The sequence below is a fragment of the Neorhizobium huautlense genome (assembly GCF_030811685.1).
Taxonomy (GTDB): domain Bacteria; phylum Pseudomonadota; class Alphaproteobacteria; order Rhizobiales; family Rhizobiaceae; genus Neorhizobium; species Neorhizobium huautlense_A.
The window spans coordinates 132,475-148,226 of the sequence record NZ_JAUSRF010000005.1 but is presented as its reverse complement, the minus strand read 5'-3'; the positions used below and the strand labels follow the sequence as shown (position 1 = coordinate 148,226).

15 protein-coding genes are annotated in these 15,752 nt (G+C 60.5%); all 15 read right to left on the bottom strand.

Going from position 1 to position 15,752, the window contains the following annotated elements; genetic code table 11:
- Window positions 1-11 precede the first annotated feature (11 nt).
- The 15 genes from J2T09_RS09175 to J2T09_RS09105 all read right to left on the bottom strand — a co-directional run bounded on the left by J2T09_RS09175 (window position 12) and on the right by J2T09_RS09105 (window position 15,733).
- Window positions 12-929 carry a LysR family transcriptional regulator gene (locus J2T09_RS09175; protein ID WP_306833506.1) on the bottom strand — a complete coding sequence of 306 codons (918 nt, stop codon included), beginning with the start codon at window positions 927-929 and terminating at the stop codon, window positions 12-14.
- On the bottom strand, window positions 926-1,594 hold the full coding sequence (locus J2T09_RS09170; protein ID WP_306833504.1) for an aspartate/glutamate racemase family protein: 669 nt from the start codon (window positions 1,592-1,594) through the stop codon (window positions 926-928). The genes J2T09_RS09175 and J2T09_RS09170 overlap by 4 nt, the downstream gene beginning before the upstream one ends.
- On the bottom strand, window positions 1,591-3,051 hold the full coding sequence (gene hydA, locus J2T09_RS09165) for a dihydropyrimidinase (RefSeq protein ID WP_306833501.1): 1,461 nt from the start codon (window positions 3,049-3,051) through the stop codon (window positions 1,591-1,593). The genes J2T09_RS09170 and hydA overlap by 4 nt, the downstream gene beginning before the upstream one ends.
- 10 nt (window positions 3,052-3,061) lie before the next feature.
- Window positions 3,062-3,988, bottom strand: a complete 927-nt coding sequence (locus tag J2T09_RS09160; RefSeq protein WP_306833499.1) for an N-carbamoyl-D-amino-acid hydrolase — start codon at window positions 3,986-3,988, stop codon at window positions 3,062-3,064.
- A 22-nt stretch (window positions 3,989-4,010) separates the two neighbouring features.
- A complete protein-coding gene (locus J2T09_RS09155) occupies window positions 4,011-4,676 on the bottom strand; it encodes an amino acid ABC transporter permease (protein ID WP_306833497.1) in 666 nt (221 codons plus the stop codon).
- A gap of 9 nt (window positions 4,677-4,685) precedes the next feature.
- Window positions 4,686-5,360, bottom strand: coding sequence for an amino acid ABC transporter permease (locus J2T09_RS09150; protein WP_306833495.1), 675 nt, complete (start codon window positions 5,358-5,360; stop codon window positions 4,686-4,688).
- 6 nt (window positions 5,361-5,366) lie between these two features.
- Window positions 5,367-6,110, bottom strand: a complete 744-nt coding sequence (locus J2T09_RS09145) for an amino acid ABC transporter ATP-binding protein (protein WP_306833493.1) — start codon at window positions 6,108-6,110, stop codon at window positions 5,367-5,369.
- A gap of 147 nt (window positions 6,111-6,257) precedes the next feature.
- Entirely contained in the window at window positions 6,258-7,124 is an 867-nt protein-coding gene (locus tag J2T09_RS09140; protein WP_306833491.1) for a transporter substrate-binding domain-containing protein, read from the bottom strand.
- Between the two features lie 215 nt (window positions 7,125-7,339).
- Window positions 7,340-8,266 (bottom strand): dihydrodipicolinate synthase family protein, encoded by a 927-nt coding sequence (locus J2T09_RS09135; RefSeq protein WP_306833489.1) that lies wholly within the window; start codon window positions 8,264-8,266, stop codon window positions 7,340-7,342.
- A gap of 13 nt (window positions 8,267-8,279) precedes the next feature.
- Window positions 8,280-9,494, bottom strand: coding sequence for a M24 family metallopeptidase (locus J2T09_RS09130; protein ID WP_306833487.1), 1,215 nt, complete (start codon window positions 9,492-9,494; stop codon window positions 8,280-8,282).
- Complete coding sequence (nikE, locus tag J2T09_RS09125) at window positions 9,491-11,167, bottom strand: nickel ABC transporter ATP-binding protein NikE (RefSeq protein ID WP_306833485.1); 1,677 nt, start codon at window positions 11,165-11,167, stop codon at window positions 9,491-9,493. Before nikE ends, J2T09_RS09130 begins: the two co-directional genes overlap by 4 nt.
- Window positions 11,164-11,982 carry an ABC transporter permease gene (locus J2T09_RS09120; protein ID WP_306833483.1) on the bottom strand — a complete coding sequence of 273 codons (819 nt, stop codon included), beginning with the start codon at window positions 11,980-11,982 and terminating at the stop codon, window positions 11,164-11,166. Before J2T09_RS09120 ends, nikE begins: the two co-directional genes overlap by 4 nt.
- Window positions 11,975-12,925, bottom strand: coding sequence for an ABC transporter permease (locus J2T09_RS09115; RefSeq protein ID WP_306833481.1), 951 nt, complete (start codon window positions 12,923-12,925; stop codon window positions 11,975-11,977). Before J2T09_RS09115 ends, J2T09_RS09120 begins: the two co-directional genes overlap by 8 nt.
- A gap of 4 nt (window positions 12,926-12,929) precedes the next feature.
- Window positions 12,930-14,471 (bottom strand): ABC transporter substrate-binding protein, encoded by a 1,542-nt coding sequence (locus J2T09_RS09110; RefSeq protein ID WP_306833479.1) that lies wholly within the window; start codon window positions 14,469-14,471, stop codon window positions 12,930-12,932.
- A gap of 83 nt (window positions 14,472-14,554) precedes the next feature.
- A complete protein-coding gene (locus J2T09_RS09105) occupies window positions 14,555-15,733 on the bottom strand; it encodes a M24 family metallopeptidase (protein WP_306833477.1) in 1,179 nt (392 codons plus the stop codon).
- Window positions 15,734-15,752: the final 19 nt, after the last annotated feature.

Sequence of the window (15,752 nt, the reverse complement as noted above, 5' to 3'; positions counted from 1 at the left end):
CAAGCGCACGGTCACCCGACGAATTCGGTGATCGTGCGTTTCAGTTCAGCGATGAAGCCGTGGAGAAGCCGCGAACGCGGCACACCCTTGCGGGTGATCAGCACCGCCGAAACTTCACAGGGCGGCTGGAAAGGTCTTTGGACCAGACTGGTTGAGAGCTGATGCGCAGCGCTGTAAGGATCGACCACCGCGACCCCGATGCCTGAGCCGGCCAGAACCGCTGCCGTTGCGCAGTAGCGCACCTCGACACGCGGCGTATAACTCTTTTCATCCCGCACGAAAGCATCGCGCAGCATCTGCCCCATGCGCGATTCCGCTTCCAGCCCGATAAAACCGTGTTCGCTCAGGTCTCCGACGGTGATTTCGCGCCGGCGTGCCATGACATGGGTTTTCGGCACGACGGCGACCATATGCGTGCGGGCAAGCACCTCGATATTGACGGACGGATGGCGTTCGAGCGCCAGACCGAGACCGATATCGGCAGCACCGCTCTGCACCGCATCCACCACATGTTCGAGGCGGCGGACATCATAGGCGACGGACACATCCGGCCGATCCTTCAGGAAGCTCGCAAGTGCCAGAGGTCCGATCGTATTGCCGAGCGGCGGCGTCGACATCACCCGCAAGCGCCCCGACGTGCCATGGCGGATGGAGCGGGCGCGGGCGGAAAAATTGCGCAGCATGCTGAAGACCGGACGTACGTCCTCGAACAGAAGCAGCGCTTCTTCCGTCGGCTCCAGCCGCCGGTGCAGGCGTTCGAACAGGGTGACGCCCAGCTGGGTTTCCAGCTGGCGAATACCGTTCGATACCGCCGGTTGCGAAATACCCAGCTGTTCGGCGGCTTCCACTGTCGTCTCGCAGCGCATCATCGCCCCAAAGATTTCCAGGAGGCGCAGGGAGATTTCGGGCTTTTGGTCGGGCTCGGTCATGACGTTCGCGATAGCAGCCCGCCCAGCGCCATGGCAACGGCCGCTTGCGTCGGATCGATGATGCGAATACCGAGTTCATCCTCCAGCCGCTGGCGATGGCCGGACATGCCGGCGCAACCGAGCACAACGGCGCCCGCTCCCATCTGCCGCAATTTCGTGCCGGCCTTCAGAAGCGCTGCGTAACTCTCTTCGCCATGGCCGCTTTCGGCAACACTGATCGATCCTTCCAAGGCCACTTCCCCCGCAAGGCGACCATCGACACCAAGGCGGCGCAGATTGCGCAGATGGCGCGGGATGGAAGCTTCGGCAACGGCAATGACGCCAAACAGGTCGGCAAGCGCGAGCGCACTCAACACGCCGGCATCCTGAATGCCGTAGACCGGTTTTGTCGTGATCGACCGGGCTAGATCGAGACCGGGCTGCGAATAACAGGCCAGCACATAGGCCGATGCATCCGGCCGGCTTTCGATGAGATCTGCAGTGTTGAGCGCTGCCTCATCGACATGGCGTTGGGTTACGACACCGGGCGGGCCGTGTTTTATCGTGACGCATTCGATCAACGGGCCACCGGGAAACTGCATGCCGGCCACCGCATCGCGTAGACCCTGGGTGACGTTTTCCGAACTGTTCGGGTTGATCACGAGGATGGGACCGATAGTGCTCATGGGGCAATCTCCGCACCAAAATTCTGCGCCGGGTCGAATTCCTTGGCGCGGTAACCCGGCTTGCCTGTCAGATCGACCGGATTGCGCGCAACGAACCGGCCACGACCGCGCTCCGCCTTCAGTTCACCGTTCTCGACGATGACATCACCACGGTTCATGGTCAGCAACGGCCAGCCTTCGATCTCCATGCCTTCGAAGGGCGTGTAATCCATATTGTCGTGCTGATCTGCCAGTGTTGCCGTGCGACGCATTTCCGGGTCCCATATGGCGATATCGGCATCGAAACCGGGCGCAATCGTGCCCTTCTTGGCCATGCCGAAAGTTTTGGCTGCATTGCTGCTCGACAGCGCCACGAATTGCTGAAGCGTGATGCGGCCTTTGCCGACGCCCTCGGAAAACAGATAGGGCAGCCGCATGGCGATGCCCGGCATGCCGTTGGCAATTTTCGGATAAGGTGCATCGGTGCCATTAGCAAACTTGCCGCTGGCATCGAAACGGTAAGGCGCATGATCCGACGACACGCTTTCGAACGTGCCGGACTGCACATGCCGCCACAAAGCCGTCTGCGTTGCCACATCACGCACCGGCGGCGAGCAGATGAATTTTGCGCCTTCCATGCCGGGCCGGTCGAGATCATTGCGTGTCAGCGCCAGATATTGCGGGCAGGTTTCGGCGAATAGTTTTGTGCCGGCCAGTTTTTCCCGCTGCACGATGGCGGCACCGCCCGCCGTCGAGACATGCACGATGAACAGCGCGGCATCGACCAGTTTTGCCAGCGAGACGGCGCGGTTGATGGCTTCCTCTTCCGCCAGTTCCGGCCGGCTGACCGCATGGTATTTTGGCGCGGTGAGACCGGCGGCTGCGAACCGCTTGTTCATCCATTTGACCATGTCGTTGTTTTCGGCATGGACCATGGTGAGCGCGCCATGGGTTTTGGCAACCGTCAGGATATCGAGCATGCCGCCATCGCCGATATTCATCAGGTCATAGGTCATGAACACCTTGAACGAGGTGATGCCGCGCGCAAACACGCCCGGCAGCTCCTCCAGAACCGACACGGACGGGTCCGAGATGATCAGGTGATAGGAATAATCGAGCACCGAGTTCGGCGCGGCACGCCCGTCATAGGTGGCGATCACATCCGCAATCGACTGGCCGCGATGCTGGGCGGCGAAGGGTATGAACGAGGAATTGCCGCCGAAGGCCGCCGACACTGAGCCGGAGTAATAGTCATCCGCGCTCATCAGCCCACTCGAACTTTCCTGAGCGATATGCGCATGCGCTTCGATACCGCCCGGCATGACCAGTTTGCCGCCCGCATCGATACGTCGATCACCACCGGCGATCTTTTCGGCAATCGCGGCAATGCGTCCGTTCGTGATGCCGATATCGGCGTCGAAGACATCCGACGCGGTAACGACGCGGCCACCGTGGATGACGGTATCGAACTCGCTCATCGCACTCCCCTTACACTTCGACGATCACGCCTGTCTGCGATGTGATACGGCCATAATGCTCGATACGGCGGTGGCGTTCGAAATCAAAGATCGTCTTTTTGCCAAAAGCGCATTTTTCGAAATCGCATTCGGCAATGATCAGCTCGTCTTCCTCGGTGACCGCACGCGCCAGTACAAAACCGTCCGGATCGACGATAATAGAGCCACCCATCAGCGGATGGCCATCCTCATTGCCGGCCTTGGCGACGCCGACGACATAGGTCGAATTCTGGTAGGCGCCGGCCTGCAGCGACAGGTCGGAATGGAACAGGCGCTTTTCCAGCCCTTCTGCGCTCATCTGGCTGTTTACCGAAGGCGTGTTGTAACCGATCGTGACAAGTTCGACGCCCTGCAGCCCCAGCACGCGAAACGTTTCCGGCCAGCGGCGGTCGTTGCAGATCGCCATGCCCATGATGACGCCCTCATTGCGCCAGACGTTGAAGCCGAGATCGCCCGGCTCGAAATAGCGCTTTTCAAGATGCTGGAAGGCACGTTCCATATCGTATTCGGAATGGCCGGGCAGATGCACCTTGCGGTATTTGCCGACAATATTGGCTTGACGGTCGGTGACGATGGACGTGTTGAAATAGTGGCCGTCTGGGGTCTTTTCAGCATAACCGAAAGTGATGGCGATGCTCAGTGCACGGGCCCGGTCGAACAGCGGCTGGGTGGCGGCATTCGGCATTTCGGTTTCGAACCAGACATCGATCTCGGCCTGATCCTCCATATACCAGCGCGGAAAGAAGGTGGTGAGCGCCAGTTCGGGATAAACGACCATGTCGGCACCCTTGGACGCCGCCTCGTCGAGCAGCGCGATCATGCGCTTGACGACGCTTTCGCGGCTTTCGGCCTTCTGGATGGCGCCGAGCTGAGCGCCTGCGATCTTCATGACGGTCATTTTAAAAATCCTTTCGATGCGATCAGGCGGCAAGCCGCCGCTGGAAATGGCTGACGAGGCGCACCAGCGGCCACAACAGCACGAGATAAAACAGCGCCGCCAGCACCAGCGGCGAGGCATTGTAGGTGACTGACCGGGCCATGTCGGCGCTGTAAAGCAGTTCGGACAGCGAGATGACCGAGGCAAGCGAGGTGAGTTTTACGACCTCGACCGTGTTGGACAGAAGGTCCGGCAGGACGTTGCGCACCGCCTGCGGCAGCACGACATAGACCAGCGACTGGCTGCGGCTGAGGCCGGTCGACGCCGCCGCTTCCCATTGTCCTTTCGCGACCGAGATCAGCCCGGCGCGATAGACCTCCGCATAGTAGGAGGAGTTGTTGAGCAGGAAGGCTATAACGACAGCGGTGAATGGCGACACGTTGATGCCGGCAAAGGGCAGGCCGGAATAGATGAAAATCAGCAGAACCAGCGGCGGCAGCGCGCGAAAGACATCGATATAGACAATCGTCGGCCAGCGCAGCCAGCGGCGCGGCGACAGGTTGCCGAGCGCCACGAACAGGCCGCCGACAAGACCGAGCAGGATGACGGCAACGCAGAGCTGCAATGTCATCCACAGCCCTTTGAGAAGCAGCGGAAATGCCTTCTGCATGATCGCGACATTGAAGAACTGGTCGATCAAAATATCCATGTCCGGCTCCTATCGCTTTTTCCAGGCGGTGCGATTTTCCAGCCAGCGGGCCAGCACCACCATGGGCATGAAGATAACCAGATAGGCGATGACCGACAGGGTGAGCGGCGTGGCACTGCCGGAAAAACTCTGGGCCGTGGTGGAGGCCGACAGGATCTCGACCACGCCGATGGCCGATCCCAGCGCCGTCATCTTGGTGATGGCCAGCACACGATTGACCAGCGGCGGCATGGCGAGCCTGACGGCCTGCGGCAGCGCCACGAACGCGAGCGTGCGGGTAAAACCGAGGCCTGTTGCGATGCCCGCCTCCCATTGGCCCTTTTCCACCGCGGAAAAACCCGCCCAGAAAATCTCTTCGGCAAAGGCTGCCAGCGTCAAAGACAGGACGATGAAAAGCACCATGGCACCGGACAGGCGGATGCCGATTGACGGGAAGCCGAAATAGAGGATGAGGATCAGCACCAGCGGCGGCAGGGCGCGAAAAATGTCGGCGTAGCAGATGATGAAGAAATTCAAAACCTTGCGGCGATAGGCGCGCAGGCAGGCAAGGGCCAGACCAAGAGCGATACCGGCGACGATGACGGCGGCTGCAATGGCGAGCGTCACGCCCATGCCGGCAATAACGTCAGGTGCGTATTTGGCCATCACCACCGGATTGAAGAAGGTTTCGAGAAAGCGCTCCATCCCGCCTCACCCAGCCACGCGAGAGAGGAAGGCACGGGTGCGCTCGGCCTTGGGAGCGCCGAAAATTTCGTCGGGCGTGCCCTCTTCGACGATGACACCCCCATCCATGAACACGACCCGATCCGCCGTTTCTCGGGCAAAACCCATTTCGTGGCTGACGACCAGCATCGTCATGCCCTTGGATTTCAGATCCTTCATCACTTTCAGAACCGAGCCGACGAGTTCGGGATCAAGCGCGGAGGTGGGTTCATCGAACAGCATGATTTTCGGATCGAGCGCGAGCGCGCGGGCGATCGCCACGCGCTGCTGCTGGCCGCCCGACAGTTCGGATGGATAGGCATCCGCCTTGTGAGCAAGGCCGACACGTTCGAGCATATCCATGGCGCGCACATCGGCTTCCGCCTTGCTGCGCTTCAGCGCCTTGCGCTGCGCAAGCGTGACGTTTTTCAGCACATTCATGTGCGGGTAAAGATGAAACCCCTGAAACACCATGCCGATCTGCAGGCGCATCTGTGCCAGATCGCGGCTGGTACCGGCCATGATATTGCGGCCATCAACGATGATATCACCGGATGTCGGCTGCTCGAGCCTGTTGCAACAGCGCAGCATGGTGCTTTTGCCCGAACCGGACGGGCCTATGACGAAGACGAGCTCGCCCTCCGCCACTTTCAGGTCGATCTGCTTGAGGATGGTATTGTCGCCAAAGCGCTTTTCCAGCGCGGCGATTTCCAGCATGGGGCGTTTGGCCATTCAGGGCTACTCCGGCAGGCGCGATGTTTCCTGTTGCAGGGCTGCGAGCGGTATCGAACCCTATCCACAGCATGCAGCAACAGGCTTTCCAGTCGAACACGGTCACGGACAGGCAGGCGGGAGGCGCCCACCTGTCCGCCACGCACGTTACTTCAGGTTATCGCAGGATGGCTTGTGTTCATCCTCGACATACCCCTCAAAGCCGGGCGTGCCAAAACCCTTGGTGGGCGTGACGATGGTGGTGCCTGCAGCCGGCGTGACGCCGAACCATTTTTCCGACAGCTTTGCCATCGAGCCATCGATCTTCAGGCATTCCATCGCCTTTTCGACCAGATCGCGATTGGCTTCGTCGCCCTTGCGGAAGGGGAAAGCCCAGACGAGGCCGGTGGAATATTCATAGGACAGTTTCAGCCGCGCATTCTGCTTGACCGCCCAGGCGGCCACCGTATTGCCGGCAAGGTTTGCATCGGCACGACCGGCCATCACGGCTGCGACCGCATCAGAATTGGTGCCATAGCTTTCAACCTTCCAGCCGTATTCAGCCTCCTTCTCACGCAAAAAGCTGTCATAGGCAGAGCCCTTGTTGACGGCGATCGTCTTGCCCTTGAAATCTTCCAGCGTCTTGAAGTCCGGCGCATTGGCCGGCACGACGAAGCTGAAATTGGTATCCATGAAACCTTCGCTGAAGAGAAGGCTGGCAGCACGTTCCTTGTTGACCGTCACCGGTGCGGCAAGGAAGTCGTAGGTACCGGCCTGCAGGGCCGGGATGAGGCTCGAAAACTGCGCTCCGGTCAGTTCGACCTTCTTGCCGAGACGTTCGCCGATCAGGTTGATCAGATCGACATTAAAACCTTCGATCTTGCCATCCAGCGTTGGCATGGCATGGGGCGCGAAGGTGCCGTCGATCGCGGTCTTGATCGTATCGCCGATCGCGAAAGCCGGGGTGGAGATGGCGGAACTACAGACAATAAGTGTCGTTAGGCCGGCAAGACCGGCCTTGATCATGGGGTTCATCGATGTTCTCCTACTGGCGGTTCCGGGCCTTATATGACCCTGTTATCCGATCAGTGTTCCACCGAGACTGCCGCACTGCAATATAATTGATGATAATAATCGGATTAGAATTATACGATTTCCAAATAGGAAAAAACGTCGTCTGACGGCTGAAAAAAGACGGCCGCACCGGATGGCGCGGCCGCAGATTTGCGCACCAATATGGTCGTCTTTCGTCACACCGCCGCGCGCTTGTCATGTCTGGCGACGCGCGACAGCAGGTAATCCACCTCGGCGCGGGCTGTCGGGGTGAGCATCTGCGCCGGCTTGCGCTGTGCATCCGAAGCGATGACACCACGGCGCTTCAATACATGCTTGCGCACGGCAAGGCCTATGCCGAGTTGCTGCTCGTAGCGGATCAGCGGCAGATGGGCATCGAACAGATCATGCGCCTCGTCACGCTTGCCTTGCGCAAACAGCGAGACCAGCTCAGTCAGCATGTCGGGGAAACCGTAACCGGTCATGGCGCCATCGGCGCCGCGCTCGGGTTCGAAATCGAGGAACATGCCGCCATTGCCGCACAGAATGGAGAACGGACGCAACTCACCCGATTTCCGCATCGCCCGCAGTTTGGAGATCTTTTCCAGACCCGGCCAGTCTTCGTGCTTGAGCATCAGGCAGGACGGGTGATTGCTGATGACATTTGCGATGACGCCGGGCGAAATGACGACGCTCAGCGTCAGCGGATAATCCTGCAGCACCCATGGCACATCATCGCCGATGGCATCCACCGCGCCGGCAAAATAGTTGATGATCTGGTCATCCGTACGCAATGCGGGCGTCGGCGCGATCATCACACCCGCGGCCCCCATATCCATCGAGGTGCGGGCCAGCGATTTCATGCCGGCAAAACCGGGCGCCGAAACACCGACAATGACCGGAATTCTGGCACGGGAGATAACCCGCTTGATGATGGCGCGGCTTTCTTCCGGCTCCAGCTTGGGTGCCTCGCCCATGATGCCGAGAATGGTGATACCGGTGCAGCCGCTGTCCTGATAAAAATCGGTGAGACTGTCGACGGAGTTGAAATCGATCGAGCCGTCATCGAGGAACGGGGTGGCGGCGATGGCGTAAACGCCCTTTGACTCAACGCTGAATGTCATGCTGGTTCTCCTCTCAGCAGCAGTAAAGCTGCACCGGCAGGTCGCTGAAAACTTCAGGTGCCCCTTCGGTGATCGCAAATGTCTGTCCGACACCGGCCGTAAGACCAGTCGTTGCATCGGGTATCATGATATGGACGAAGAACACCATGCCCGGTGTCATGATCAACGGATTGCCGGAATAGATCATCGGCGGCACGTCCATCCATGTCGGTTTGAACGTGCAGCCGAGCGCATAACCGCAGGCGGCATAGCGTGCCTTGGCGAAACCGGCATCATCGAGCACGCGACGATGGATATCGTCGAGCGTGCCAAGTGCTACCCCTGCCCTTGCCGCATCCTTGATCTGGTCGAGCGCGTCTCCGGCGACTTTGAGCATGTCGATCTGGCGGGGATCGGGTTTTCCCGTGACGAGCGTGTGTTCGACGACGACGTGATAACGGCAATGCGAGCCGGCGAGTTCGACAAGGATCTGGTCCTGCTCCTCGATCAGCCGTGGCCCGCCGATGCCGCGACCGTAAAGCGCGCGTGATCCGGAATTGACGAGCGGGCCACCGGACGGAATATCGCCGCCGCCGGCGAGCATGGACGTCAGCGCCGCACCGCTCAGAACCGTATCGGGAATGCCGGGCCGGGTCGCCTTGATCGCGGCCCGTACGGCATCGTCCGCGAGTTTGCCGGCTATGCGCACATGCCGCAACTCGGCGGCCGATTTCACCAGACGACCGGTGCGCACAATGTCGGATGCGTCCTCGGTGACGCAGAAACCTTCGAGCGCCTTGTCGACCAAACGGGCATTGGCGCCGGTAAGGCCGTATGTGGCATATTCGACGCCGACCTTTTTGCCCTGCAATCCCTTCTCGGCCATGATGGCGCGCAGGTCTTCGGCCGGATTGGCATCCTCGGCGTTCAGCCAGACACGGACATCATCATACAGCGAAGCGACATTGGCCTGCCGTAGATCCGGCGTGCGGGTGAGCAGAACCGTTTCGCTATCATCGTCCGCCAGAACAAGGCCGACCTGGAAGAAGACATAACCGGCGGTGTCGTAGCTGGTCAGCCAGTAATGGCTTTCCTGCGCAAACACGACGAGCGCATCCAGTCCGCGTTCGCGCATGCGGCGTCGCGTCGCCGCGAGGCGCTCGGCGAATTCCGCCTGCCTGAATTTCAACAAAACCTTGCGACCACCGGGCGTGGTGCCGGCGAATTCCTGAGGGACATACATGGTCATGCGACGTCGAAAGCCTCCATGTCGGCGTGCACCGGCACCGCATCGAGCAGCGCCTTGGTATAGGGATCACGATCATCCGCGCGGGCATCCGGGCCATCGAAGAAATCGACCAGAGCGCCGTGATGCATGACGGCGATGCGATGGGCGAGCTGACGAATGAGGTTGAGATCGTGGGTGATGAAAACGCAGGCCGTTCCTGTCTCCTTTTGCAACTTGACAAGAAGCTCGGCCACCGCCGCCTGTACCGACACATCGAGCGCCGCCGTCACTTCGTCGCAGATGACGAGATCCGGTTCGGCGGCAAAGGCCCGGGCAATCGCCACGCGCTGCTTTTCACCACCGGAAAGCTGATGCGGATGGCGCCTGGCATAGTCGGCCGGCAGCCTCACCATTTCCAGAAGCTCGGCGACCCGTGTGGCAACCTTGTCGGCTGGCACGATGCCGTAGAGTTTCAGCGGGCGGCCGATAATCGTGCCTATCGTCTGGCGCGGATTGAGCGAGGCGTCGGGGTGCTGAAAGACCAACTGCACGCGGCGGCGATAGGCGCGGTCGATATCCTTGCGACTGCCAAAGGTCTTGCCGTCGAATTGCAGCTTTCCGTCGAAATCCTGAAGACCCGCCAGAACCTTGGCGATGGTGGATTTGCCGGATCCGCTTTCGCCGACGACCCCCAGCAACTCGCCCTTGCGGACCTCCATGCTGACATTTTTCGCACCCCAGAAACCGGCCTTTTCGGCTTCCTTGGGCTGAAAAATCTTTTGCAGCATGGTCGGCGCATTGTAATGCACGCCGATCGTTTCGAGGCTGATCAGCGGGTCCGGATTGGCCGGCGCATCGATGCCGATCCAGCGGTCGGGATTGGGCACGGCGCCGATCAGCTGGCGGGTATAATCGGCCTTCGGACGACGGAACACGTCATCCACCCTGCCGCTCTCGACGATGCCCCCCTTGTGCAGGACCGAAACCTCATCGACCACGCGCGACACCAGCCCGAGATCGTGGGAGATGTAGAGCGCCGAGACATTGGTTTCCTCACGCAGCTGGTTGAACAGATCAAGGATCTGGCGGGCGGTCAAAATATCGAGCGCGGTGGTCGGCTCGTCGAAAATGATCAATTCCGGCTCGCAGGCAAAGGCCGTGGCGATGACGACGCGCTGTTTTTCGCCACCCGATGCCTCATGCGGATAACGCTGCAGCATTTCCTTCGGGCGGGTGATGCCGGTGCGGGCAAGCGCCGCTTCCGCCTCCTGCATGGCCTCGACCTTGGTGAGACCGCGATGGCGCATCAACACTTCGCCGATCTGCTCACCGAGCCGGATGGTCGGGTTGAGCGATGTGGACGGGTCCTGAAACACCATGGCCATGCGGCGACCACGGATATCGGCCATCTGGCGCGGCGTGTAGTCGAGGATTTCTTCGCCGGCGAGACGGATCGCCCCGCCATCCTCCACCGCGTTCGGCGGCAGGTAACGCATGATCGACCAGGCCATCGAGGATTTGCCGGAGCCGGATTCGCCGACGAGACCGACGGTCTGTCCCTTGCCGATGGTCAGATCGATATTCTTCAGCGCCGCGACGATGCCGTTCGCGGTGCGGTAGGACAGCGAGTAGTTGCGGATTGCCAGCGCTGGCTTTGTCGTTTCGGTCACGGCCGGATTGAGCGAGGGGGTCAATGGCTTCTCCGGGGATCGAGGGCATCGCGCAGGGCATCGCCGAACAGGTTGAATCCGAGCGCCGCCATGGCGATCGACAGGCCGGGAATGGCCACGCACCAGGGATTGCGGAACATGAACTGCCGCGCTTCGGCGACCATCAGCCCCCATTCGGTGCTGGGCGGCTGCGCGCCGAGCCCGAGAAAGCCGAGCGTTGCGCCGATCATGATGGCAAAAGACACGCGGATGGTGGCTTCGACAACGATCGGGCTCAGCGCATTGGGCAGCACTTCGCAACTGACGATGTAGAAGCCGCTTTCACCACGGGCGATGGCGGCACGCACATAGTCCCGGGTGCGCACAGAAAGGACGGCACTGCGGGCGATACGCGCCATGCCGGGCGTGAAGGCAACGGCAACGGCAAGCAGCGCATGTTCCATGCCGCCACCCAGCATGGTGACGATCAGCAGCGTGAAAAGCAGATCCGGCACGGCCAGAAGACCGTCGAGAATGCGCATGATCGTACTGTCGACCCAGCCGCCGGACACACCGGCAATAACGCCGATGACCGAACCGACGCCGACGCCAAGCGCCGTGGCGAACACACCGAAAGCCACAGTCGCCGGCGCGCCATGCAGAATGCGCGAAAGCAGATCACGGCCGAACTGGTCGGTTCCGAGCCAATGCGCGGCAGACGGACCTTGCAAACGCGCGATCGGATGAAAAGCCTGCGGATCGTAAGGCGCAATCCATGGGCCGAAAAGGGCGGCGGTCAACACGATGACAAGAAGGGTCGTGCCGACCACCGCAGTCGGGGAACTGAAAAAATCACGCATAACGAACCCTCGGATCGAGCATGGCGATGACGATGTCCGAAATCAGATTGGACAGAGCGTAGACACCGGCGAGAAGCAGCGTGACGGCCTGAATGACCGGCAGATCGCGGTTTTCCAGCGCATACATCAACAGGCGGCCAAGGCCCGGCCAGGCAAAGATTTCCTCGACGACGATGATGCCGCCGAGCAGATAACCGATATCGAGCGAAATGACAGCAACGGCCGGTGCCAGCGAGTTCGGCAGCGCATGGCGGCGAATGACGCGGCGTTCGGTCAGCCCCTTGAGGCGTGCGGCGCGGATATAATCGGACGACAGGACCTCGGCCATTTCCGAGCGGACCTGACGCGAGATATGGGCAAGCAGGATAAGGCCGAGCGTGAAGGCGGGAAGCGCCACGTGATAGGCAAACCCGCCGATATTTCCCCATGGCGCGACGAAGCCGCCGGCCGGAAAGATGCCGGAATTGGGCGCGGCCAGAAACACCAGAAGCAGTGTCGCCGTCACGAATTCCGGCAGGGCCGTGCCGAGATAACTGAACAGGCCGATGGCGAGATCAACGGCCGTGCCGCGCTTGAGCGCTGCCAACGCGCCGAGCGGAATGGCTATCACGGTGACCGCGACGAGCGCGGTCGCGCCAAGCAAGGCCGAGTTGAGAAAGGCCTCGCCGACGACCTGAGATACCGGCAGGGACAAACGCAAGGACATTCCCAGGTCGCCGCGCAGAATGCCGGCGACCCAGTTGAAATATTGCATGTACCAGGGCTGATCGAGGTTCAATTGCCGCTCGAGTGCCGCAACCGCATCCGGGGTGGCATATTCGCCCAGGATCATGATGGCGGCATTGCCGGGAAGAACCGTCGTGATCGCAAAGACCGCGAAGGTGACGATGGCCAGCACAAGGAAGATGGCGAGCAAACGCCTGATCAGATAACCCCTGGTCATGGCATCAGGCCTTATTCAGCCAGACGTTTTCGACATAATAATAACGGGACAGCGGAGCGATCGTCCAATCTTCCGCGCCCTTGCCGCTGGCCGTCAGGATGTCTTCGAAGATAGGCACGATGTAAGGCGTGTCCTTCAACTGCAGTTCCTGCGCCTTGGCATAAAGTTCGCGGCGCTTTTCGCTATCCGTCGTTGAGCGGGCATCGGCGATCAGTTTGTCAAATTCGGCATTTTTCCACGCAGTGTCCTCATAGGAAGCGTCAGAGGTCAGAAGCAGCTTGAACGTGGCGTCTTCCGTGGCCTGCATGCCCCAGTAGCCCATGTAGAAGTTACCCTTCATCCAGACATTGGCGAGGTAGGTATCGTGCGACATGGTCTCGACCTCGATGTCGAAGCCGGCCGGTTTTGCCATTTCCTTGAGCGCCACCGCCACCTGGGCGCGGATGGCCGGACGGTTCGAGGCAACCAGCGTGACCTTGATGCCATCCGGATAACCGGCTTCGGCCAGCAGCTTCTTGGCGCCTTCAGGATCATAGGCGATCTCGGGCGCTTCGATGGCGTACTGGAATTCCGGCGAGACGAGGTTGTCATAGGCCGGACGGCCAAGGCCTTCGAGCACGATATCGACCAGCAATCCACGATCAACCGACATGGCAAGCGCCTTACGCACCCGCACGTCATCAAACGGCTTCTGGTCCTGACGCATGGTGACGTTGACGAAACGGCCGGACGGAATGCGTTTGGCGGTAATGCCGTTGGCAGCCGTGATGCGCTCGAAATCGGCCTGCTGCACGGTCAGCATGACATCCATGGCGCCGTTGAGGAAGTTGGCGCTTTCGGCGGCGAGATCCGGGAAGAGGTGCATCTCGACACCATCCAGATACGGCTTGCCCTTGATGTAATAGTTCTCGTTCTTGACGAGGCGCACCATGCGGGCGCTGTCATAGGTTTCGAGCTTGAACGGACCTGTACCATTTGCGGTCGTATCCAGCTTTTCACGCGGGCCGGAGAGTGCGGCCTTGGACAGGATGCGGGCATTGGCATGCGCCGTCGAGATCGGCAGGTCGGCAAACGGAGTCTTCAGGTTGAAGCGCACGGTAGTCGCGTCGACGGCCTCGATCGTGTCGATCATGTTGAGAACCGCACGGGCCGCAGCCGGCACATCCGGGTTCAGGATCGCCTGGAAGGTGGCGACAATATCATCCGCCGTGCAGGGTGAACCGTCATGAAAGGTGATGCCCTTGCGCAGGAAATAGGTGAAGGTCTTTGCGTCGGCGCTGGCTTCCCAGCGTTCGGCGAGGTCTGCCATCGGCTTATTGTCCGGCCCCATGCGGGTCAGGCCGGAATAGATCATGTCGACCACCGGATATTCGGCAGGACCAGAGCAGTTCAGCACATTCAGCGTCGCGATGCGCGTCGAGTGGCTGATCTTCAGTATGCCGCCCGGCTTGGGCGTGGCGGATTGCGCCAGACTGATACCGGGAAGCATTGCCGTTGCGGCCATGCCCATCACCACCGTGCGGCGGCTAATCATAAAAGTCGTCATTTCGCCCTCTGTCGTTTGGTTTTGACATTCCACCGGGCGCCTTGTGCTTTTTGTTTTATGGCGCCGGCTATCTTTGAAATCCATCAGGTGATGACAGTGAGATCCTCCGGCAGGCCGGTCAGCACTTCCGGTGCGCCTTCCGTCACCAGCAGCGTGTGGCCGACACCCATGGCAAGGCCGGTATCGGCGTCACCATTCATCACGTGATAGAAAAGCGTCATGCCCGGACGGCACTCGGTCGGATTGCCCGAATAGATCATCGGCGGCACATCCATGCTGGTCGGCGCAAAGGTGCAGCCGACCGAATAACCGGTGGCGCCGTAACGCGCGCGCTTGTAACCGCCCTTGTCGAGGCCATCTGCGTAGACATCGAAAATCTCGCCAAGCGTCGTGCCCGGACGGGCGATCTCGGTCATTTTTCGAAGCGTCTCCATGCCGACGTCGTACATCTTGCGATGCGCGTCGGAGACCTTGCCGAACAGGACCGTCCACTCGGTCTTCACATTGTAACGGCGATAGGCGACCGGATATTCGACGAGTATCTGGTCCTGCGCCTCCAGCCGGCGCGGATCGGAAACACCGCGACCATAAACGGCGCGCGGGCCGGAGTTGAACAGAGGCGCATTGGGCGGCATGTCGGCGCCCTGCCCGAGAATCGAGGTCAGGTAGACGGCCTTCAGATCGCTATCGAGCGCGCCGGGACGGGCCGCCGCAATGACCGCTTCCAGCGATGTATCGAGAATGCGCGCTGCCTTGCGAGTGTATTCGATTTCGGCCGGGGATTTGACCACGCGCAGCCAGCGGATCAGGTGACGGTCGTCCTCCAGTCTGCACCAGTCACCGATCGTCTGCTGGGTGCGATAGAGGTTCCAGCCGGTGAGGCCATGGGTGTTGAGTTCGATCGCGATACGCGCGCCTTCAAGGCCCAACTCTTCGAGAATGACCTTCAGGTCGGCCGCCGGATTGGCATCCTCGGCATCCCACCAGATGCGAATATCTTCGATGATACTGGTCTGGCGCGCCTGCACCAGATCCGGGCGACGGGTTAGCAGGATCGGGGCGCGGCCATCCGTCGGCACCACGAGGCACTGGTAATAAACGAAACCGCCCGTGTCATACCCCGTCAGCCAGTACATGCTTTCCTGCGCGAACACGAGCATGGCATCGACGCCGCGCTCTGCCAGTTCCGCCCTGAGGACGGCCTGACGCTGAAGGTGTTCTTCGCGTGAAAAAGGCAGGTTGGGCGCGACAATCGAATTCACAATCACATTCCCTCTTATC